The sequence below is a fragment of the Rhodococcoides sp. S146-33 genome (assembly GCF_059489205.1).
In genome coordinates, this window is the sequence record NZ_JCAJWY010000001.1 from 681,674 (window position 1) to 702,517 (window position 20,844).

General features: G+C 63.5%; 24 protein-coding genes. 13 read left to right on the plus strand and 11 right to left on the minus strand.

What is annotated here, in order from left to right; translation table 11 throughout:
* Positions 1 to 21 precede the first annotated feature (21 nt).
* Complete coding sequence (locus tag AC5WEY_RS03240; RefSeq protein ID WP_495644659.1) at positions 22 to 588, plus strand: TetR family transcriptional regulator; 567 nt, start codon at positions 22 to 24, stop codon at positions 586 to 588.
* A 260-nt stretch (positions 589 to 848) separates the two neighbouring features.
* On the opposite strand, the gene AC5WEY_RS03245 is transcribed toward AC5WEY_RS03240, so the two are convergent.
* The 4 genes from AC5WEY_RS03245 to AC5WEY_RS03260 are packed head-to-tail and all read right to left on the minus strand — an operon-like array spanning position 849 to position 4,835.
* Positions 849 to 2,168, minus strand: a complete 1,320-nt coding sequence (locus tag AC5WEY_RS03245; RefSeq protein ID WP_057476816.1) for an MFS transporter — start codon at positions 2,166 to 2,168, stop codon at positions 849 to 851.
* The gene (locus tag AC5WEY_RS03250) at positions 2,165 to 2,716 is read right to left on the minus strand and encodes a 3-isopropylmalate dehydratase small subunit (RefSeq protein ID WP_495644660.1); all 552 of its coding nucleotides are present in this window, start codon (positions 2,714 to 2,716) and stop codon (positions 2,165 to 2,167) included. The genes AC5WEY_RS03245 and AC5WEY_RS03250 overlap by 4 nt, the downstream gene beginning before the upstream one ends.
* Complete coding sequence (locus AC5WEY_RS03255) at positions 2,713 to 3,978, minus strand: 3-isopropylmalate dehydratase large subunit (protein WP_495644661.1); 1,266 nt, start codon at positions 3,976 to 3,978, stop codon at positions 2,713 to 2,715. The genes AC5WEY_RS03250 and AC5WEY_RS03255 overlap by 4 nt, the downstream gene beginning before the upstream one ends.
* Complete coding sequence (locus AC5WEY_RS03260) at positions 3,975 to 4,835, minus strand: isocitrate lyase/PEP mutase family protein (RefSeq protein ID WP_495644662.1); 861 nt, start codon at positions 4,833 to 4,835, stop codon at positions 3,975 to 3,977. The genes AC5WEY_RS03255 and AC5WEY_RS03260 overlap by 4 nt, the downstream gene beginning before the upstream one ends.
* Before the next feature lie 149 nt (positions 4,836 to 4,984).
* Between AC5WEY_RS03260 and AC5WEY_RS03265 the strand changes: the two genes are divergently transcribed.
* On the plus strand, positions 4,985 to 5,782 hold the full coding sequence (locus AC5WEY_RS03265; RefSeq protein WP_495644663.1) for an IclR family transcriptional regulator: 798 nt from the start codon (positions 4,985 to 4,987) through the stop codon (positions 5,780 to 5,782).
* Positions 5,783 to 5,833: 51 nt separating this feature from the next.
* On the opposite strand, the gene AC5WEY_RS03270 is transcribed toward AC5WEY_RS03265, so the two are convergent.
* On the minus strand, positions 5,834 to 6,667 hold the full coding sequence (locus tag AC5WEY_RS03270) for a DUF72 domain-containing protein (RefSeq protein WP_037172427.1): 834 nt from the start codon (positions 6,665 to 6,667) through the stop codon (positions 5,834 to 5,836).
* Positions 6,668 to 6,701: 34 nt separating this feature from the next.
* Between AC5WEY_RS03270 and AC5WEY_RS03275 the strand changes: the two genes are divergently transcribed.
* The 3 genes from AC5WEY_RS03275 to AC5WEY_RS03285 are packed head-to-tail and all read left to right on the plus strand — an operon-like array spanning position 6,702 to position 9,791.
* On the plus strand, positions 6,702 to 7,088 hold the full coding sequence (locus tag AC5WEY_RS03275; protein WP_495644664.1) for a hypothetical protein: 387 nt from the start codon (positions 6,702 to 6,704) through the stop codon (positions 7,086 to 7,088).
* 10 nt (positions 7,089 to 7,098) lie between these two features.
* Positions 7,099 to 8,643 carry a metallophosphoesterase gene (locus AC5WEY_RS03280; RefSeq protein ID WP_495644665.1) on the plus strand — a complete coding sequence of 515 codons (1,545 nt, stop codon included), beginning with the start codon at positions 7,099 to 7,101 and terminating at the stop codon, positions 8,641 to 8,643.
* Positions 8,644 to 8,681: 38 nt separating this feature from the next.
* Positions 8,682 to 9,791: a S1C family serine protease gene (locus tag AC5WEY_RS03285; RefSeq protein WP_495644666.1), complete on the plus strand. Its 1,110-nt coding sequence runs from the start codon at positions 8,682 to 8,684 to the stop codon at positions 9,789 to 9,791.
* Between the two features lie 6 nt (positions 9,792 to 9,797).
* Here the strand turns inward: AC5WEY_RS03285 and AC5WEY_RS03290 are convergent, their stop codons facing one another.
* Entirely contained in the window at positions 9,798 to 10,175 is a 378-nt protein-coding gene (locus AC5WEY_RS03290; protein ID WP_495644667.1) for a VOC family protein, read from the minus strand.
* Between the two features lie 59 nt (positions 10,176 to 10,234).
* Here AC5WEY_RS03290 and AC5WEY_RS03295 point away from each other — a divergent pair, with 59 nt between their 5' ends.
* On the plus strand, positions 10,235 to 11,212 hold the full coding sequence (locus AC5WEY_RS03295; protein WP_032368006.1) for an LLM class F420-dependent oxidoreductase: 978 nt from the start codon (positions 10,235 to 10,237) through the stop codon (positions 11,210 to 11,212).
* 63 nt (positions 11,213 to 11,275) lie between these two features.
* On the opposite strand, the gene AC5WEY_RS03300 is transcribed toward AC5WEY_RS03295, so the two are convergent.
* The 4 genes from AC5WEY_RS03300 to AC5WEY_RS03315 are packed head-to-tail and all read right to left on the minus strand — an operon-like array spanning position 11,276 to position 14,695.
* Positions 11,276 to 11,665 (minus strand): universal stress protein, encoded by a 390-nt coding sequence (locus AC5WEY_RS03300; protein ID WP_057476809.1) that lies wholly within the window; start codon positions 11,663 to 11,665, stop codon positions 11,276 to 11,278.
* On the minus strand, positions 11,662 to 13,179 hold the full coding sequence (locus AC5WEY_RS03305) for a tripartite tricarboxylate transporter permease (RefSeq protein ID WP_283311077.1): 1,518 nt from the start codon (positions 13,177 to 13,179) through the stop codon (positions 11,662 to 11,664). The genes AC5WEY_RS03300 and AC5WEY_RS03305 overlap by 4 nt, the downstream gene beginning before the upstream one ends.
* On the minus strand, positions 13,179 to 13,718 hold the full coding sequence (locus tag AC5WEY_RS03310) for a tripartite tricarboxylate transporter TctB family protein (RefSeq protein ID WP_037172412.1): 540 nt from the start codon (positions 13,716 to 13,718) through the stop codon (positions 13,179 to 13,181). Before AC5WEY_RS03310 ends, AC5WEY_RS03305 begins: the two co-directional genes overlap by 1 nt.
* Positions 13,715 to 14,695, minus strand: coding sequence for a Bug family tripartite tricarboxylate transporter substrate binding protein (locus AC5WEY_RS03315; protein WP_283311075.1), 981 nt, complete (start codon positions 14,693 to 14,695; stop codon positions 13,715 to 13,717). Before AC5WEY_RS03315 ends, AC5WEY_RS03310 begins: the two co-directional genes overlap by 4 nt.
* A 77-nt stretch (positions 14,696 to 14,772) precedes the next feature.
* Between AC5WEY_RS03315 and AC5WEY_RS03320 the strand changes: the two genes are divergently transcribed.
* From AC5WEY_RS03320 to AC5WEY_RS03340, 5 genes are all read left to right on the plus strand, one after another.
* On the plus strand, positions 14,773 to 16,428 hold the full coding sequence (locus AC5WEY_RS03320) for a sensor histidine kinase (RefSeq protein WP_495644668.1): 1,656 nt from the start codon (positions 14,773 to 14,775) through the stop codon (positions 16,426 to 16,428).
* Complete coding sequence (locus AC5WEY_RS03325) at positions 16,425 to 17,099, plus strand: response regulator (protein ID WP_495644669.1); 675 nt, start codon at positions 16,425 to 16,427, stop codon at positions 17,097 to 17,099. Before AC5WEY_RS03320 ends, AC5WEY_RS03325 begins: the two co-directional genes overlap by 4 nt.
* A gap of 76 nt (positions 17,100 to 17,175) precedes the next feature.
* A complete protein-coding gene (locus AC5WEY_RS03330) occupies positions 17,176 to 17,784 on the plus strand; it encodes an AIM24 family protein (protein WP_495645515.1) in 609 nt (202 codons plus the stop codon).
* 1 nt (position 17,785) lies between these two features.
* Entirely contained in the window at positions 17,786 to 18,463 is a 678-nt protein-coding gene (locus AC5WEY_RS03335; protein ID WP_462665221.1) for an AIM24 family protein, read from the plus strand.
* A 9-nt stretch (positions 18,464 to 18,472) separates the two neighbouring features.
* Positions 18,473 to 19,216, plus strand: a complete 744-nt coding sequence (locus AC5WEY_RS03340) for an AIM24 family protein (protein ID WP_495644670.1) — start codon at positions 18,473 to 18,475, stop codon at positions 19,214 to 19,216.
* On the opposite strand, the gene AC5WEY_RS03345 is transcribed toward AC5WEY_RS03340, so the two are convergent.
* Positions 19,205 to 19,957, minus strand: a complete 753-nt coding sequence (locus tag AC5WEY_RS03345; RefSeq protein WP_495644671.1) for an alpha/beta fold hydrolase — start codon at positions 19,955 to 19,957, stop codon at positions 19,205 to 19,207. The two genes, AC5WEY_RS03340 and AC5WEY_RS03345, sit on opposite strands and share 12 nt — an antisense overlap.
* 29 nt (positions 19,958 to 19,986) lie before the next feature.
* Between AC5WEY_RS03345 and AC5WEY_RS03350 the strand changes: the two genes are divergently transcribed.
* Positions 19,987 to 20,313: an Rv0313 family protein gene (locus tag AC5WEY_RS03350; RefSeq protein WP_495644672.1), complete on the plus strand. Its 327-nt coding sequence runs from the start codon at positions 19,987 to 19,989 to the stop codon at positions 20,311 to 20,313.
* A gap of 71 nt (positions 20,314 to 20,384) precedes the next feature.
* A complete protein-coding gene (locus AC5WEY_RS03355) occupies positions 20,385 to 20,843 on the plus strand; it encodes a hypothetical protein (RefSeq protein WP_495644673.1) in 459 nt (152 codons plus the stop codon).
* The last annotated feature ends 1 nt before the right edge of the window (position 20,844 follow it).

Genomic DNA, 20,844 nt, shown 5'->3' on the forward strand with positions numbered 1-20,844 from the left:
GTTGGCGGTAGGGTGGCCGCCATGAAACCTGACGCCAGCGCGACCCGCGCCCGCATCGTCGTCGCCGCCCGTGACGAGTTCTCTGTGCACGGACTGGCCGGGGCGAGGGTCGATCGCATTGCGGTAGCGGCCAAGGCCAGCAAGGAGCGCCTGTACGCGTACTTCGGCGACAAAGAGGCACTGTTCCGCGCTGTGGTCGAGGACGGGTTTGCCCGGTTCATCGAGGAAGTACCCTTCGCGGTCGACGACCTCGGCGGCTATGCAGCGCGCGAATACCTTCATCTCGCAGCGCATCCCGAGGAACACCGCCTACTTCTGTGGACCCAACTCCAGGGCGGCATGGCAGCATCGGGCACCGACGACATCCACTCGGTCATCGGAGAGCGACGCAATGCCATGGCCGAAGCCCAACGGAACGGCCTGATCTCCGACGCCTTCACCGTCGACGATCTGATCACCATGATGTTCGGCATCACCTCGGCCTGGATGACCACGCCGAGTACATCCGCCGAGTCGGCCGACGACGCCGAAATTCAGCGTCGGGCGTCGAAAATCGAGGCGGCTGTGCGGCGACTCTGCACTCCGTAGCGGTGTCTACGCGTTTCTAGCGTGGCGCAAGAGTCCCGAATACTGGGGTAGCGGCCCCGATTTCCGCAAACGCCCGCGCGTTTGCCAGACGCGCGCGAAGTAGACACCGCCCGGGTCGCAAATCCGAACGCGCCTGACGAGTGCGCTCGCGTTTGCCACCTCGGTCGACTGCGTCCTCGGCCGCCCACACGCAAGACGCCCCACCACGCAGAGTGGCACGTGGTGGGGCGAGTCTCGAACCGTGGACGGCATCGGCCCAACTACACCGGCAGTGTGTCGCGTCCGGTTTCCTTGATGGTCAGCACTGTGAGTACGCCGATCACGCAGACACCCATGACCCAGTAAGCGGGTGACATCGCGTTGCCGGTCGATTCGACCAACTGGGCGGCGACGTACGGAGCTGTTCCGCCCGCGGCGATGGTTCCGATGTTGAAGCCCAAGGACACTCCGGTGTATCGAACTGCCCGGGGAAAGAGTTCGGTGAACAGGGGGAACGCGGGTACCTGCACGACTCCGTTGAGAACCATGTAGACGAAGTACACGCAACCCACCACGATGATCGACGACGTCGCACCGAGGATCATGAACACCGGCAGCGCAATCACCACGTATGCCACATAGCCGCCGAGCAGTACAGGCTTACGACCGAACTTGTCCGTGAGCATGCCGCTCAACGGGAAAGTCGCACAGGCCAATGCAATTGCGATTGCCGATGTCCAGTAGACCGAATCCTTGGAGAATCCCAGGTCGTTGATCAGGTACACGCTGAAGTACGTCAGACCGATGTAACCGGAACCGTTCATCGCAATGGCGATACCGACGACACGTAGCACCGACCACGGCTGCTTCTTCACGACATCGCTCAGCGGGCTTTTCGCAACCTCGTTCTTGGCTGCCATTTCCTCGAACTCGGGACTGTCTTCGAGCTTCAGCCGCACTCGCAGGCAGACGAGGGCAAGCGGAAGGGCGAGCAGGAACGGAATGCGCCAGCCCCACGACGACATCTGGTCGTCGGTCGTGATGAGGGCGACCACTCCGACGACGGCTGCGGCGACCGCAAACCCGAGGGTGGAACCGACCGGGGTGAACGACCCGAAGAATCCGCGCCGGTTCGGCGGTGCTGATTCGGCGATATAGGTTGCCGCACCGCCGATTTCACCTCCGGCCGAAAAGCCCTGGGCCAGGCGGATGATGACGAGCAGAATCGGTGCCAGCACTCCCACACTCGAGTGAGTGGGCAGCATTCCCAGGACTCCACACGCGATACCCATACAGACCACCGTCACGACCAACGCTTGTCGACGGCCCTTTCTGTCGCCGAGGCGGCCGAAGAAGATGCCTCCGAGAGGGCGTGCGACGTATGCGACTCCGAATACAGCCAGCGTCGCGAGGATGGATACGCCGGGACTCGTGGACGGGAAGAACAGTGGCGCAATGACTACGGCGAGAAAGCCGTAGACGGCGAAGTCGTAATACTCGATCAGCGTGCCGACGCCACCGGCCAGCGCCGCACGGCGTGCGGTGCTGGTGTCGGCTTTCGGTGCGCTGGTGACCGCAGAAGGCTGGTCGACGTTCGTCATCGCGCTAGTCCCTGTCCTGTGAGTGGTTGCTTGCTTCGGTGTTCGGCAAGAAGTAGTTCGTACGATCCGCCGGCCTCGATCACTGCGACTGTACGAGGGCTCGGCGCGGTGCCCACCATCGATCGGCCGTCGGCGATGGTCAATGATGCTCGTCGCCAATCGAGTTCGACGGCATCACCGGTTTCCACCGCGCTGGAGACACCCTGAACGGTGATGAGGGGTACTCCGTTGAAGGTCTCTCCACGCCAGAACCCCGGCGAGAACGACTCCGCCACGATGGCGTGGATACCGGCGTTACGCAGAGCCACCATCGGTGGGTAATGCGGGTGGCCGTAGCCGAAGTTCCGGCCGCCGACGATGATGTCGCCCGGCCGAACGCGATCGACGAAACCCGGATCGTATGCGGCCATGCAGACCGACCGCAGATGCTCGGGATCGTACGACTTGATGTTCGCAACGCCGACAACAAGATCGATATCGAAGTCGTCGCCGAAGACCCAGGCAACTCGGCCGGAGATGACGTCGGGCGGAGGCGGGTAGGCGCTCACGAGCCCACCTGCTGGATCGTGCCGGCCAGCGCACTGGCGGCAACGGTGTAGGGGGAACCCATGTAGATGTTGGCGTCCGAGCTGCCCATCCGTCCGGAGATGTTGAGCACGCCGGTCGATATGCAATTCTCGCCCGCCGCCAACGGCTTCTGGTAGCCGAAACAGAAGTCGCAGCTCGACACTGCGATGTGCGCACCGGCGGCTCGCAACACGTCGAGCAGACCCTCCTGCTCGGCCTGATCGTGCACCTTCTGCGATGTCGGCACAACATTGAGCTCCACGCCGGGGGCGACGGTGCGCCCGTCGAGTACAAGGGCTGCGGCGCGCAGATCCTCGATTCGCCCACTGGCACAGGAGCCGATGAACGCTTTGGTGATCGGCGTGCCGGCGAGTTCGGCGGCAGTGTGGGTGTTGGCTGCACGCGCCGAGCCGGGCTGAACGACCTGCGGCACGATCTGGGTGAGATCGATGGTGTGCCGAGCTGCGTAGGTCGCACCGGAGTCAGGATAGACCGGCGTGAAAGACTGTCTCGCAACATCGTTGGCGTAGGCGAGCGAGGTCTCGTCCGGTTCGAATATCGCAGACACAGCTCCGGTGAACATGGCCATGCCGCACAACCCCTGCCGGTGATCGATCTTCATCGACCGGGCACCGGGGCCACCGAATTCCATCACCTGATGTGCGCATCCATCGGCCCCGACGAGGTCGATGATGGAGTGCACCAGATCGCGGCTGTCCACTCCCGGCGCGAATTCGCCGTACAGATCGAACCGCGTGGTCGCTGGAATGTCCACGTACAGCTGGCCGGTCACCCACGCTTCGATCAGGTCGCGGCGAATACCCCAGCCCAACGCACCGAACGCGCCGATTCCGCTGATGTGGCCGTCGAAGTGCACGAGGAAGTCACCGGGGATGGCCAGGCCGAGCTCGGCGGTGAGCTGGTGCCCGATGCCGCGGCCCTCGTGCAGCTCGATTCCGTAGTACTCGCACCATTCCCGGGTGACCTGGTGGACTTCTTGCTCCCGATCGTTGAGCTTGGTCAACATGTGATCGATGAAGACGACGTACCGGGCTGGGTCCTCCAGCGAGGTGATACCGAAGTCATCACGCATCTGGCGGAACATCACATCGGTGTATCCGGGGAAGTCGTACGCGATCATCCGAGCCGGACGCACCGCATGATTCTCACCGGCGCGCACGGGATCGTCGCCGCAGGTTCTGCCGAGGATCTTCTCCACCATCGTGAAAGAGTCCGGAATCATCGGTTCGACTCCGCGGGGAGGTACTTGCGCTGCTGCGCTTCGACTTCGGGAAAGCCGATGAGGTCCACGAACTCGTTGTGCTGCAACGCGTCGGCGCTGACATCTGCGGGAGCTTCGCCGGCGGCCAGGCGGCGCAGAGCCTCGCGCGCGGCACCGGTTGCGGCCATCAGCACCTGAGTGGGCAGCAGGGCCAGCCGCACGCCGATCTGCGCCAGCACCTCTGGAGTGAACTCCCGCTCGGTCCACGTCGATGCGGTGAGCGTGGCCATCAGCGGAACCCCGACCGCTCGGTGACAGTTCTCCCACTGCTCGATGGTTTCGAACGTCTTCGTCACCGGCATGATCATGTCGGCTCCGGCGTCGACGTAGGCCTGCGCACGCCGTATCGCATCATCGCCACGCGCATCGGTGCGTGCGATGAGGAGAACGTCGTCCGGCATCGAATCACGCACCGCCCGAACCTTGCCCGACGCCTCCTCTGCGGAGATCAAGTCCACCGGCTCGCCGACGCAGATCGGACATTTCTTGGGCGACAGCTGGTCCTCCATGAACACGCCCTGGACACCGGCCTCGGCGAACCGAGTCGCGGTGCGCGCAGCGTTGACGGCGTTTCCGTAGCCGGTGTCGATGTCTGCGACCAGGGGCAGAGGCGACGCCTCCCGAATGGTTCTGACCGCCTGGAGGTTCTCGGTCATGGTGTACAGCTCGGCGTCGGGCAATCCCAGCGCAGCCGAGACGGCGAAGCCGGACGCGCACAGCGCCGAGAAGCCTGCCTGCTCGGCCAGCTTGGCCGTCAACCCGTCCCACACGCCCGGGGCATACACCAGGCCCTGTTCGGTCAGGCCTCTCAAAGTCATCGTCACGAGCACTCTCCGTTTCGTATTGCGGAACGCCTTCCGAATTTAGAGTGGCTCGGATCACAAGTCAACACCCGTCGATCGATACCGCATCGGCCGTCGGTTCGTAGGATGGCGTCGACGCTTCACCCGACCGGAAGGAACAACCCGTGGCAGTTCCCACCGAGTCCGACGCCCAGGCCGGCCGCGACATCGTCGGTGCCGTCGTGAAGGCATGCGCTCTGCTCGACCATTTCGACACGACGCATCCGGTGTGGACGCTCAACGATCTGACGACAGCGAGTCGAATGAACAAGACGACCGTGCACCGTTTGATGACGACGTTGATTCATGCCGGCTGGGTCGACAGAACGGCGGAGGGTTCGTACCGGATCGCCATGCCGGTGTTCGAGATCGGCTCGTCCGCGCTGACGCAGCTCGACATCCGCGGCGCCGCCCAGCCGTACCTGTCCGACATCGCGCGGAAGTTCGGAGATACCGCCTACCTGATGGTCCCCGCAGACGAGGGTGCGGTGTGCATCGATCGCCATGAAGGCAGCAATCCGCTTGTGGTGGCCGGCATTTCGATCGGATCCGTCCTGCCCTATCACGCCACCGCCGGCCCGATGGCAATGCTGGCGTTCTCCGCCCGCATTCGCGATCGTTGGCTGGGCGGCGAACTCCCCGCGTACACGAACCGGACGTTGACCTCGCCCGAAAAGTTGATCGGCCATCTCGACCGAATCCGCTCACAGGGATATGCACTGAGCAACTCCGACTACCTTGCGGGTGTCGCAGCAGTCGGCGCACCGATTCTCGGACGCGACGGGGTGGTGGTGGCGTCCATCAGCGTCGGTGGCCGCGTGGAGACCTTCGAGGGCGAGGCCTTGAAGGACAAGATCGAGACAATACTTGCGGCGGCGCGAAGCCTCTCTCGGGTCGCCGAGGCTCTACCTGCATCGAGTTAACAGCTACGCGAGTATTCAAATCTCTAGCCTCGGCGGTAGAGAGAAGAATACTTACCTACCGACGCGCTCGATGAGCTTCATGGCGTCGAATGGCGCGTAACCCTTGATGTCGTTGTCGAAGTACACGAAGACGTCGCGTCCCACCGACGTCCACTCGGCAATTTTCTGTGCCCATCGATCGAGGGCCTCGTCCGTGTAACCGCTGGCGTACAGTTCCTCGTCCCCGTGCAACCGGGCGTACATGAAATCCGCTGTGGGGGTGTCGATGTACGGGTACTTTCCGGCGGTGTCGGCAACCACGATTGCAATACCGTTCTCGCGCAACAGTTCCACTGCCGCGTCGGAGGCGAAGCTGGCATGCCGGGCTTCGATGCAATGCCGCAGTGGCCGAGACGACGCGGCGGGCAGCAACACCCGGTCCTCGGCCAGCTTGTCGTCCCGAGACTCGGCCAACGTCACTGCCGCAGTGACTGTTCTGGGCAACAGGGCACAGAAGTCCGCCACCTTCTGCGCGTCGAATTCGAGATTCGGCGGAAGCTGCCACAGGAAGGGCCCCAGCTTGTCACCGAGCGTCAGGACCCCGGTGGCGAAGAAGTTCGCCAAGGCCGACTCGACACCGACAAGTCGCTTGATGTGCGTGACGTATCGGCCACCCTTGATGGCGAACACGAAGTCGTCGGGCGTTTCGTCGTGCCACTTGGTGAAGCTCGAAGGCTTTTGCATCGCATAGAAGGTGCCGTTGATCTCGATCGAGGTCAAGTGCTCGGAGGCGTACCCGAGCTCTTTGCGGTGCGCCAAGCCCGCCGGATAGAAATCTCCTCGCCACGGCGCGTACGTCCAGCCGGAAATACCGATCGAAACCCGAGGTCGACGCTGCGCGGACATGAGCCGACTGTAGACGGGCGGTACCGTCGCTCTCGTGCACTCCGTCCCACGGCACGTCGACGTGCTGACGTATCTGTTCGCGGCCGTATTCGCCTACGGCACGGCGGTTCATCTGGTTCAACTGGCCGGCGGCGGCGGGGATCCATACCCGGGTGTACCCGTTGTGATCGCGTGGTTCTTCGTCACACTCGTCGTCCTCGATCCGCTCGCGGCGGTTCTCATCGCGCGGCGCAGACGGATCGGCCTGCTGATCGGTTGCACGACACTGATGCTCGACGCCGCGGCCAATGCCGTCGTGAACTACCCGCCGCACGATCCGGCCGAGGGTGTGACAGCAGGCCGCGTCGGCCAGGCTGTGGTCACAGCCCTCGCGGTGCTGCTCGTCGTCGTGACGCCGCGGCTCCGGCGCTGGTATCGGTAGCCTCGATGGCATGCAGCGCCCATCGGCTTTCGGCTCCCTGGCGCTGGTCTGTGCGTTACTCACTGTCAGCTGCGCCGACGCGGCAGCCGAACGTCGCGACCAGACGACGCCTCGTCAGGCCGCTGCGCTACCGGGTGTCGGGTTGACGACGGTTCCCGCAGCGATCACCACGTCGATGGTGGCGGGAATCGCCGCAGAGTCGGATCCGACAACGCACGAGGTCGGGACCGAATCGTCGACCACCGAGATGCAGACTTCCGGGTGGGCCGAGTACCCGTATCTTCGCTACACAGTGTCGGTGGTGCCGGGAACCGAGAGAACCACGCTGAACTGGTCCGGGCGCTCGGTCAACAACAACGATCTCGCGTTGCACGTGTGGAACGAAGCGACGGCCGATTGGGGTCCGGCGCTCGCGGCAGCCGAACCTCCGACACCCGGCGGGCCTATCGAACTGAGCGCCGAGGTCGCCAGTGCAAGCGGCACTGTCGAGGTTCTCGTCATCGACAGCCCCCGAGCGGATCGTTCATTCGCCGAGACCAACGCCACCCCCGACAGGGCCTTCGCGGACGCCGACACCTACGACTTCGCGCTTCAGCACATCACCGATACCCAGTACATCTCGCGCGACGACCCCGGTGTGTATTCGGACATGACGCAATGGACTGCCGACAACGCCGGCGAGTTGAAGATCGATTACAGCATGCACACCGGCGACCTCATTCAGAGTTGGATCAGCCCGGGTCGGCCGGATGCCCAGTCCCGCAAGGAGTTCGAGGCCGCCAGCGCATCGATGCAGATCCTCGAGGACGCCGGCATCGCGCACGGCGTGTTGCCCGGCAACCACGACAACATCTGGAACGCAGCGGGCAAGTTGGTGCCCGGTGAGCACGAGAAGAATCACGCGCTCTACAACGAGTACTTCGGCCCGCAGCGCTATCGCGATCAGCCGTACTGGGGCGGTTCCTTTACCGCTGAGGACAATTCGGCACACTACGATCTGGTGGACATCGCCGGCGCGAAATTCCTCATGCTCTTCATCGGCTACAACCCGCCCGAGAAGGTCATGCAGTGGGCAGAACGGGTACTCGACGATCACCCCGAACGCAACGTTGTCGTCGGCACGCACTACTACCTCGACGAACTCGGCGAGAAGAAGCTGATGGGGTTCGGTGACATCGGATCGAGCTCCGGCCAGCAGATCTGGAATCGGCTCGTCGTACCCCACGAGTCGGTCTTCCTCGTCTTGTCCGGGCACGTGGACGGTCAGGTTGCCGTGGTCGACGAGAATGTCGGCGACACCGACCGCACCGTCGTGCAGTTGCTGGCCGACTACCAGTACTTCGAGGTCGACGGCGAGCGAAGTACCGGCTTTCAGCGTCTGCTTCAGTTCGACATGGACGGCGGCTCGATGGCCGTCACGACGCATTCGCCGTCACTCGACGCGTTCGACGTCGAGAATTACGACATCAAGAACCGGTACGGGCCCGAGGACGGCGAGTTCGTCACCGACTTCACGTTGCGTGCCGACGTTCCACGGGCCGTGATCGTCAACTAGCTGGCACCTCCGACGCCATCGGACCATAATCGATCCCTATGCGGTCGGGTGGACGAGCGGTGGTTCTGACGCTGGTCGCTGCCAGTATGTGGGCGTTCGCGACGCCCCCACTCGACCCCGGAACCGCGGACTTCGCTGCCGCGCCTGCACCCGTCCCACCCGTTGCTCCCGTCGTCGCACCACCGCCCCTGACCCTCGATGAGCTCTCGGCTCGGGTCGATCCCGCCGTCGTCACATTGACGGCGACAGCCGGGTTTTCCGGGGTCGCCGGCACCGGCTTCGTCGTCGCCCCGGACGGAATCGTGCTCACCAACTTTCACGTCGTCGAGTCCGCCACCGAGATCAGCGCAGTGAACATGGGCAACGGACTGATCTACGACGCCACCGTGCTGGGTTACGACAAATCTCGTGACGTGGCGGTCGTGCAATTGATCACCGCGGCAAACCTGCCAGTGGTCGAGTTGGCCACGGACCCACTTCCCGACGTGGGTGATGCAGTCACTGCCATCGGGAACGCCTCGGGCGCAGGGGTATTGGTACCGGCGCCCGGGGCTGTGACCGCCCTCGATCAGCAGGTGCGCACTCGCAGTTCGGTGGACGGCTCACGTAACACGCTGGACAAGATGATTCGCGTCGATGCCGATGTGCGAGCGGGAGATTCGGGTGGGCCACTGTTCGACGCCTGGGGCAGGGTGGTGGGTGTTAACACCGCCGGACTGTCGGACGAGGCGCGCAACGGCACCGAGTTCACACCACCACAGGCACCCGAGGCCTACGCCGTCCCGATCGGCGAGGCGGTTGCCGTACTCGATCAGGTGCTGGCCGGGCGGTCCGGCGGCACAGTGCATGTGGGCCCGACGCCGTACTTCGGGGTCTCGGTGCGTGACGTGTCGGTCTTCGAGAACAAACCGGCGATGGGTGCGGCCGTCGTCTCGGTGAACTCCGATTCTCCCGCGGAGATTCTCGGCTTGTCGGCGGGAGACATCATCGTCTCGCTCGATGGAACGGACGTGCAGTCCTCCGCGGATCTGTCGGAGGCACTCGTCGGTCGCATCCCGGGCGATACCGCCGTCGTGGAGTGGGTGGACGATGCAGGCGTAACCACCACCGGCACAGTCACTCTCGCCCAGGGAACCCCGAGCGCCTGAGGGCGATCAGGCCTGCAACACCGACAACACATTGCCCGCCGGGTCTGTGAACCAGGCGATCAGCGGCCCACCGTGTCGAAAGATTCCCTTGTCGTCGGTCCCCATATCTGGATACTGTTGGAACGCAATACCTTTTGCGGTCAGCACATCGACTGCAGCCTCGATGTCGACCACCGGGAAGTTGAGGATGGTGTACTGCGCCGGCACGTGGCCGGGCCGAGGGTAGACCAGCACCGTCGCGGCTCCCAGGTGTAGTTCGAGCATCCCCATCTCGTTGTCGGTCACCTCGAGACCGAGGGTGTCGGCGTAGAACGTGCGGGCCGCAGGCAGGTCGTCGACGGCGAATCCGGAGAACGGTGCTCGGGCCAGATCAATGGTGGTCATGGACGAATTATCGCGCTCTCCCACGTGCTGTGGGCCGATATCCGAGTAGCGTGGCTTCCGTGACTATTCGCCTCGGTTACCAGATGCCCAACTTCAGCTACGACGGTTCGGTCGCAGAACTCTTTCCCCAGGTCATCGCGCAGGCGCGCGAGGCCGAAGCGGCCGGGTTCGACACCGCGTTCGTGATGGATCACTTCTACCAACTCCCTGGAATCGGCAAGCCCGACGAGCCCATGCTCGAGGCCTACTCCGCGCTGTCCGCCCTTGCGACGGCCACCGACACCATCCAGCTCTCCGCCCTGGTCACCGGAAATACCTACCGCAATCCGGCGATCCTGGCCAAGACCGTCACCACGCTCGACGTCGTCAGCGGCGGTCGCGCGATCCTCGGCATCGGAGCCGGCTGGTACGAACTCGAGCACCAGAGCTTCGGACTCGAATTCGGCACCTTCACCGATCGGTTCGAGCGTCTCGACGAGGCCCTGCAGATCATCGAACCCATGCTCCGCGGCCAGCGTCCCACGTTCGACGGCCTCTGGTACCAGGTCGAGAACGCCATGAACGAGCCGCGCATTCGCGACGATCTGCCGATCATGCTGGGCGGTGGTGGCGAGAAGAAGACCTTCGGCCTGGCTGCCCAGTTCGCAGATCACCTCAACATCATCTGCGACGCAAACGAATTGCCGCGCAAGATGGCGGCCGTTCAGGCTCGGTGCGAGGAAGTCGACCGCGACCCGAAGGACCTCGAAACGAGCTTCCTCGCGTTCGTCATCATCGACGAGGACGGCGACAAGGCCAAGGAATTGCAGCGCGAGTTCGTGCTGAAGCAGGGCCTCGATCTGACGAACCTCTCCGAGGAGGATGCCGCGAAGGCCACCGATCGCCACTTCTGCGGAACCCCCGACGATGTCGCCGAGCAGGTGCAGAAGCGCGTCCTCGATCAGGGCATCGACGGCGTCATCATCAACCTGATCACCAACGGGCACCAGCCAGGAGCCGTCGAGCTGGCAGGAAAGGCATTGAAGCCTCTCGTCTGACACGGCTGTCGCCTGCTCCGCACGTGTGGCGGAGCAGGCGACAACAGCAGGACCCAACCGGTGCTATCGAGGCGGTTTGACTGCCAGCACCGGCTTGGGGCACGAGAGCAGCAGCTGCTGGGCGGAGCTGCCCATCAGCAGTTTGCCCACTGCTGACCGGTGTCTGATTCCGATGACCAGCACATCGGCATCGTCGCCGTCCATGACGGTGAGCAGTGCGTCGACGGTATCCGGGACCACAGCCTGGTCCAGGACGTACTCGACGCCGGAGCGATCGAGGGTGGCGTGCAACTCCGTCACGGCCTCGGAATCCGCGAATCGCGGATCGGCCAAGGAGTCGCCGGTGGAGGTGTTGACGACCTTGAGGCCGGTGTTGCGGAACTTGGCCTCGGCGATTCCGTGCTCGAGTGCCGCGGCACCGAATTTGTCAGGGGTGTAGCCGACGACGATCATGCATTTTCCTTCGTCTTCTGGAGGGTGGGTGCAGTACGGGGCCGTACGAGCTTTGCCACGAACGGCGCAGCCAGTAGCGCAACGATGACGACGTAGACCACGATGGCGATGGGTTCGGAGAGGACGCTGCTCCATTCGCCGCCGCCGAGCTGCAGCGTCTGGCGCAGTTGACGCTCCACCCGTGGACCGAGGATGACACCGATGATGAGTGGCAGGACTGGTAGTCCGAAGCGCCGCATCATCAGTCCGAGCAATCCGAAGATCAGCAGCAGTACCAGATCGAGCCACTGGAGATTGACGGCGTAGGCACCCAGCACGGCAAAGAACAGAATTCCCGCATACAGGTACGGCCGCGGTGTGCGCAGCAGTTTCGCCCACAATGGTGCCAACGGGAGGTTGAGCACGAGCAGCAGGAAGTTACCGATGAACAAGCTCGCGATCAACGTCCAGATCAGCAGCGGTTCTTTGTCGAACAACGTGGGTCCGGGCTGAATTCCGTATGACACGAACGCGGTGAGCATGACTGCTGCAGTGGCATTCGTGGGCAGACCCAACGACAGCATCGGCACGAGAGTGCCTGCCGCAGAAGCGTTGTTGGCTGCCTCTGGACCTGCAACACCCTCGATGGCACCCTTGCCGAACTCCTCCGGATGCTTGGACAGCTTCTTCTCGGTGATGTACGACAGGAACGTCGGCAGCTCCGCCCCGCCGGCGGGCAACGCGCCGAACGGGAATCCGTATGCGGTACCGCGCAACCACGGCTTCCACGATCGCTTCCAATCGCTCTTGCCCATCCATGGGCGCCCGACGGGAATCACCTCGGCCGGCTTGCGGCGCAGATGCGCAGCGACCCACAGGGCCTCGCCCAGTGCGAATACGGCGACAGCGATGACCACGATGTCGATTCCGTCGGAAAGTTGAGCGACACCGAAGGTGGCCCGGGGTTGGCCGGTGAGGAAATCGATTCCCACGAGTCCGATGGCGAGTCCCAGCAGCAGAGAGATGCATCCGCGCAATTTCGAGCTGCCGAGTACCGCAGTCACAGCGACCAAGGCCAGCACCATGATTGCCAGGTACGAGGGCGCTCCCAACGACACCGCGAAGCGCGAGACGATGGGGGCGAACAACACCAGAAGCATGGTTCCGATCGATCCGGCGATGAACGATCCGATGGCGGCCGTGGCGAGTGCTTGCGCGGCCCGCCCGGCCTTGGCCATCTTGTTGCCTTCGATAGCGGTGATCACCGACGACGATTCGCCCGGAGTGTTGAGCAGGATCGATGTGGTCGAGCCGCCGTACATGCCGCCGTAGTAGATACCGGCGAACATGATGAATGCCGCACTGGGACTGACGTTGTAGGTGATCGGAAGGAGCAGTGCGACGGTCATTGCCGGGCCGATTCCCGGCAGTACACCCACCGCGGTGCCCAACAGCACTCCGATGCACGCATAGAGCAGATTCATCGGGGTGACGGCTTCGGAGAAGCCTTGCATCAGCCAGTTCAGATTGTCCATCAGAGTATTCCGTCCAGAATGCCTGCAGGCAGCGGTATCCCGAGCCCGACGTAGAACGCATAGAAGCTCAGAAGTGAGAGAACGAGCCCGATGGCCAGGTTACGAATCCAGTGTCGATTGCCGAGAATCGTTGCGGCCCCGCCGAAGAGCATCGCCCCGACGATCACCCAGCCCAGCGTGTCCACCAGCACGATCGTTGCCACGAAGAGCCCGACGAGCAGTCCGACGGTCTTCCAGTCGGCCGGAGTAGAGGTGTCGATGTCTTCACCACCGTCCTGTTCACCTCGGCTACCCCTGAGGGTTGCCACGGCGAGCAAGACGGAGCAGACGAGCATCGCGATCCCCACGACGATGGGAATCAGCTTGGGACCCACGGGATCGACCTTGGCGAATTCCGCTGTGAGAGAAAGCGCGTCGACGATCAAGAATACGCCGACCACCAGTAGTACCGCGCAGACCAGGAGCTGCGCGCGGTCCGGACCGACCTTCTCCGACCCAGTCTCACCGCTATCGTCGGTGCGGTCGACCGTGGCGGTCATACGAGTCCCAGTTCTGTGAGTGTCGACTCGACCCGGGCGTCCTGATCTCGCAGGAACTGCTCGAAAGCAGGTCCGGTCTCGAATGCGTCGATCCATCCGTTGGTCACGAGCGCTTCCTTCCATTCTTCGGTGCCGTGCAGCTCGGTCAACGCCGCAACCATCTGTGCACGAACGTCTTCGGGTGTTCCGGGCGGTGCGAGAACACCGCGCCAGTTGGTGAACTGCAGATCGATACCGGCTTCGGTCAGGGTCGGTGCATCGATGCCGGGCAGTCGCTCGGCTCCCGACACGGCCAGCACTCGCACCTGTCCGGCCTCGATCTGATCGATGTACTCGCCCAGCCCCGACGTGCCCGCGGAGATCTTGTTGCCCAGCAGGGCCGTCAACAGATCGCCGCCGCCGTCGTAGGACACGAAGTTCACGGCCGTCGGATCCACGCCCACCGTGCGCGCGGTTTCCATCGGAAACAGGTGGTCGGGCCCGCCCGGAGAGGATCCTCCGCCGATCGTCACCGAGGACGGGTCGGCCTTCCACGCCTCGACGAAGTCGGCGACGGTCTGGAACGGCGAATCCGCGGGGACGAGAATTCCCTCTTGTTCTTCGACGATCTTGGCGAGCGGGGTGGCGTCGGAGACTCGATCGGTCGAGCCGTTGGTGTACATCGCGCCGACGACACCGAGTCCCATCATCATCATCAGGTCGTCGTTGCCTGCCTCGTTCATCAATCGAGCCATGGCAACGGTTCCGCCTGCTCCGATGACGTTGAAGACCTCGACGCGGCCGGTGATGTCGGTTTCCTCCATGATCTTCACTGCGGTTCGCGCGGTCAGGTCGTAACCCCCACCGGGACTGTTGGGCACCATCATCCGGATGCGGTGCAGCCCCTCGCCTTCGTCGCCTCGGGTGACGCCACATGATGCGAGCGCCAGCACGAGCAGTGGGATCAGTGCCAACACCACTGTCAGCCTTCTGGGCATCGGTCCTCGTTTCGGTTCGGTCTCTGTGAGACTGTGATCGGTAGCAAGTATCGATTCCAACGTGATGCGAGTCACTGATGAGAAACCAATGGAAGTTAAGTTCTTTGTGGTCACGACAGAGTCGACGAGCAGTCAACCGACGACACACCCTCACCCTCGCCGGGCAGTACTTGGTGTTGCAGCTCGCCGTCCTCGCCCTCGTACTCGGTGCCGTCGCCGCGATATCGATAGAGCAGTCCACCGACGAATTTCGCGACCTGCGCGGAGCTCGGATGCTTTCCGTTGCCGAGAATCTGGCGTCGACTCCCGTCGTTCGTGATCAGCTGGACGCGCCATTGGTCGAACGAGTGCTCGCACCCGACGTAGATCGGGCGGTCGCGCTCTCCGGCGCATCGCTGGCAGAAATAGTGTCCACCGACGGTGCTGTGATCGTGTCCACCGATCCCACCCGAATCGGTAGCTCAGCCGCCCTGGGGGACAGCGACGTCCTCGACGGCCGCGGGTGGTCGGGTGACATCGAAGCTGCGGGCATCCGGTCCATTGCCGGCCACGTCCCCGTCCTGGCACCCGATGGTTCGGTGCTCGCCATCGTGACCGTGGCGGAGCGCTACCCGTCTACGTGGACGCTGTTGTCCGAGTCCGGAGCGAGATTGATTCTGTACCTGGCAATCGGTGCCGGTCTGGGTGCCGTGGGGTCGTGGTTGCTCTCTCGCCGGATACGGCGACACACGTTCGGCCTGGAGACAGCAGAGATCGCCAGCCTCGCCGACCATCGAGAAGCGTTGTTGCACAGTATCCGTGAGGGGGTGATCGCCATCGGAAACGACGGCACCATCACCGTGATCAACGACAGCGCATGCACACTTCTCGGGCTCGATCCCACCGTGGTCGGCAAGCAGGTGGACCACGTCGGCATCGACGACGGGGTACTGGACGTTCTGAAGTCCGACGGAGAGGTGGCGGACTTCATCGTCACGACCGCGCACAGGGTGCTCGCACTCAACCGCCGCACCGCCACCAGCCGCGGACAACACATCGGCACCGTCACCACGATGCGTGACAGCACCGAGCTCGCGTCGATGCAGAGTCAGCTGACGTCACACCGCAGTGTCACCGACACGCTCCGCGCCCAGACTCACGAATTCGCCAATCAACTCCATACCATTTCCGGCTTGGCCCAATTGGGCAGTTACGACGAGGTGACAGCCCTCGTCGGCACCCTCACCCGTAGGCGCGCGGAGATCAGCGAATCGATCACCGCACACATCCACGATCCAGCGGTGGCAGCGCTACTCATTGCGAAGACGTCGTTGGCCGCAGAAATCGGTGTGCGCCTGACTCTCGACCCCGCATCCAACCTGAGACCGCTCGACCCCGCGATGTCGACGGACGTGATCACGGTGGTGGGCAATCTGGTGGACAACGCACTCGACGCATCGCGCGAATGCGGCGAGCGTGCCATCACGGTCGTCATTGACGACACAGACGAGTTGGTCATCGATGTCACCGACTCGGGCCGAGGGGTGCCGGAACACATGCGACAATCCGTGTTCTCACGGGGAGTGACCTCGAAACCCGACCAACCCGGCGGGCGCGGAATCGGTCTCGCTCTGGTCCGATTGGTCAGTACGCAACACGGCGGAACAGCGATGGTGGACGACGCCGCTACCGGGGGCGCCAGATTCCGGGTGCGAATCCCGTTGCCGGAGCGAGAGAGCACAGGAGAACGATGACCGCATCGACGACCGTCCTCGTGGTCGACGACGACTTCATGGTGGCCGACATTCATCGTCGCTTCGTGGACCGGACAGACGGCTTCAGGGCAGTGGGTGTAGCTCGTACTGCAGCGGAAGCACTCACTGCCATTGCCGAACTACAGCCGGATCTGATTTTGCTCGACGTCCATCTTCCGGATGCATCTGGGCTCGAAGTCCTCCGAACGTTACGCGCGCAGAACAACGCCGTCGGCGTCATCATGATCACCGCCGCTCGCGAATTGGATACCGTCAATGCCGCGCTGACCGGTGGTGCCACGGACTACCTCATCAAACCGTTCGAGTACGTGAACCTGAGAGACAAGCTCGACGCGTTTCTGGCGCGCCGGAAGGCTCTGTCCACGGATCGGCTCGACCAGGGTGTCGTCGACGCTCTGTTCGGTCGTGGAACCGCCGCCGCCGAACGCGTGCAGTTGCCGAAGGGAATGTCCGCCGAGACAGGGAAGTCGGTGCTCGACGTCATCACGCCGGGAACCGAATTGTCGGCGAGTGAATGTGCCGATCTCGTCGGCATTTCGCGCGTGAGTGCACGCCGATACCTCGAGCATTACCTGACACACGAGATTCTCGATATCCGGCTGCAGTACGGCAGGGCCGGGCGACCCGAACGGCTGTATCGCCGTCGATAGTGGCACGCCGGCATACCTCCAGCAGTAGCCACGACGGCGCGAGCAGTGGCATAGTTCCCCCGTGGCTCAGCTGAGGATGAACGGGCACCGTGTCTTGGTCGCAGACCTGACCGGTGACTCCCTGCGCGCGATGTCGGGTTCGATGGTGGCCTACGAGGGCGATGTTGCTTTCAAGAGCGCCGGGATGGGCGGTGGCGGCGGATTCCGCGCCGCACTCAAACAGAAGGTGACCGGAGAGTCACTGTCGTTGATGGACGTATCGGGTAAGGGCACGGTCTACTTTGCTGCCGATGCCCAAGACATCACGCTGGTCGAGGTGCAGGGCGACAACCTTCACATCGAATCCTCCCAATTACTCGCTCTCACAGGTCAATTGAAGACCGACGTCAAGTTCTCCGGCCTGCGTGGCGCATCGTCGGGACAGGGTTTGTTCACCACTGTCGTCAGCGGATCCGGCACCGTGGCGCTGTTGTCGAAGGGTGGGCCGATCATTGCCCTCGCCGTCGATCCCCAGTACCCCCTCGTCGTCGATCCCGACGCATTCGTCGCCCACCGCGGCCAACTGAACCAGAGCTTCGTCACCGACGTCACGTGGCGCTCCGCCATCGGCGGCGGCAGCGGCGAGGCGTTCTCCCTCCGCTTCGACGGCCAGGGCGTCGTCTACATCCAACCCGAGGAGCGCTGACGTGCCACTCGAACTCGTCAACAGTAAAGTCGTGAAATCCGTTCTGGCACCGAATCAGAACGTGCTCGCGCGTCGTGGGTCGATGCTCTATTACACCGGCGACGTCCGGTTCGTTCCGCACTCGATGGGCGGCTCGGCGGGTGCCATGCCCGGCATGAGCGGCGTCGCCGGGATGGCGGGCCGGATGATGGCGGGCGAGCACGTGGCGATGATGGCCGCCGAGGGGCAGGGCGAGGTCTTCTACGGTCACGCCGGACTGTACGTCGAGATCATCCACCTCGACGGTTCGTCGATGCTGACCGTCGAAGCCGATCGACTCCTGGTGCACGACGGGTACCTGCAGAGTTCCATCGTCGCCCTGACCTCCCAAGGTGGCGTCCGCGGAGCAGTGCGCGGCGCGATGACCGGGCAAGGTCTGTTCACGACGCAACTCACCGGTCAGGGGAGCGTCGCGGTCCTCTCACACGGCGGCGCTACACCGTTGCAGGTCGGGCCCGATCACCCACAGGTGGTGGTCGATCCGCAGGCGTACGTATGCCACATCGGCAACATCAACGTCGACATCTCCGCCAATGTCGGCTGGCGCGACGCCGTCGGCAAGGGCAGCGGCGAGGCGATCCAGTTGAAGATGACCGGTATGGGCACCGTGTGGGTCCAGGCGTCCGAGCAGAAGTTCTAGGGAGCGGCAATGAGTTTGGACATTCACACCCCATACACCCTGCCGGTCAACGACAACGTGCCCGGTAACGACTACGCCTTCTGCGTCGAACTCTCAGGCCAGCCGTGGTTCACCTCGAAGGGCGCGATGATTGCGTACTACGGCAACATTCGCTTCGAGCCGCTCGGGCAGACCTCGATGCCTGCCATCGTCGCCGCGCGGTTCTCGTCACCGCTGTACTCCAACGACTGGGTACTGGCGCAGGGTCAGGGCAAGCTGATCCTCGGCGACCGCGGGTTCAACATCAACAGCTACGACCTCGACGACGGCAACCTGACGATCCGAGCCGCGAATCTGCTTGCGTTCGAGCCGACTCTGGACCTCAAGCAGTCCATCGTCCCCGGATTTCTGACACTGCTCGGTACCGGAAAGTTCCTGGCCTCCTCCAACGGCACCGTCATGTTCGCCGAGCCGCCGCTTCGCATCGACCCGGAAGCGCTTGTGGGATGGGCAGATTGCCCGTCCCCGTCGCATCACTTCGATGCAGACTGGATGCAGAACTTCCTCGGCGCGGCACGCGGATTTCTCGGTGCCAACAGCGGCGAGGAGCGTCAGTTCGATTTCACCGGTGCCGGCACCGTCCTGATCCAGTCGAGCGAGAAGGTGCTCAACGATTCGCACCTGTTGCGCTACATCGAATCGCAGACGGTCTCACTCGGTCAGAACTCGCTGCGGGCTCTGCACAACACCATCGGGGCCCGGCTACAGCAGTAGACCGGCTTTCAATGCCTTCACTGTGTCATGGGGATTATCGGCCATCATGACGTGGCCGGCATTGTCGATGCGGGTGAAACCCACCCCTGAGGAAGCCAACCCGGCCTGCTGACTCGGCGCGCCGGTGCGCTCTCCATAGACGAACAGACGCGGAACGGTTATCGACTCCAGCATGGCCTCGACTGTCGGTTCCGATCCCACGCAGAGCCCGACGGCGGTGCGATGCAGCGCGATCGGGTCCGCGACCCGCAGAGTCGATGCCCAGTCCGGGTCGGCCTCGGCGATGAGCTCGGCATAACCGGTGTCGACGAACTCTGCTTCGGATTGTCTGGCAATCTCGACACTGGCGGTGCCGTCCCACGGCAGCAGGTTGGGTTCGAGCACGATCAGTCGGCCCACCAGATCGGGTCGACGGTAGGCGAGCACGGTGGCGATCGATCCGCCCAGGCTGTGGCCGACCAGGTCGACCGACGTCAGATTCCGCTGATCGAGCAGGTCCGCAACGGCAGCGGCATGGTCGTCGAGCGAGTAGCCGAAATCGAGCGGGCGATCGCTGGAACCGAAGCCGAGCAGATCCGGCAGCAGCCGCTCTCGACCCTCGAACGTTGCGTCTGCGGCAACAGCACCGAATGCCGGAACGCCCGCCGAGCCGAGGCCGTGCAGAAAGACCAGAGCCGGGTCGGTGCTGCCCGGCAACGTGAGCGCGCGGACGCTCGGCGGCAGTTCGGAGAAAACGCGCATACTGGAGTATCACCCCAGGAGGTACTGCCATGGCCAACCAAGGACCCTTCGGATTCGGATCCGACGACTTCGACAAGTTCGCACGCGAGGCGACCGAGGGACTCCGCGAGGTTGTCGGCTCGCTCTTCGCCTCGAATGTCGGAGCACCGAAAGCTCCGCCGGAGCCAGAAACCACCGGTCAGAAGGGTGACGGGGTCTGGGCGATCTACAGCGTCGATGACGCGGGATCGCCGCATGTCGACCAGCTCTACGCCACCGAACTCGATGCCCTCCGTGCACACAAGGACAACACCGACCCGCGTCGACGGGTCCGTTTCCTGCCCTACGGCGTGAGCGTCAGCGTTCTGGAGGACTGAATCGGGTGCAGTAGACCGCGCTCAGCGCGGCTCACTGCACCGGATTCTTCACGTCGGTACCTTCGAACCTCATGACCACACAGCAGGAGCCCATCTCGATTCCGTTGGGTCGGCCAGTGTTCGTGCACGCACTTCGCTACACGGCCTTGTTCGACCAGAAGCCGTTTGCCGAGGCACTGTTGATCTACACCGATAACGGCTCGTACAAGATCATGTCTCCGGGCGAGGATCACTACGGAAGTTACGTCTCGTACACCGACGTCGCGGCCAACCCTCAACACGTGATCTTTCTGTCGTGGCCGTCAGAGGATTGGGGCCGCAACGTCGCATCCCATACCCTGACGTTCAATCCTGATTCCGCGGCGTTCACCCAGGTGCTCGTGCTGCCCGGCAATCCGGTGCCTCGCTCCCAGTACGGTTACGCGCTACCGACTCCCGATCCGCAGAGCGTGGACATGACGGCATCCTGGGATCAGGTCCGCGAAACCTACGCCTCGACCTTCGAGGAGCTACGAGCACTCGCGACGTAAC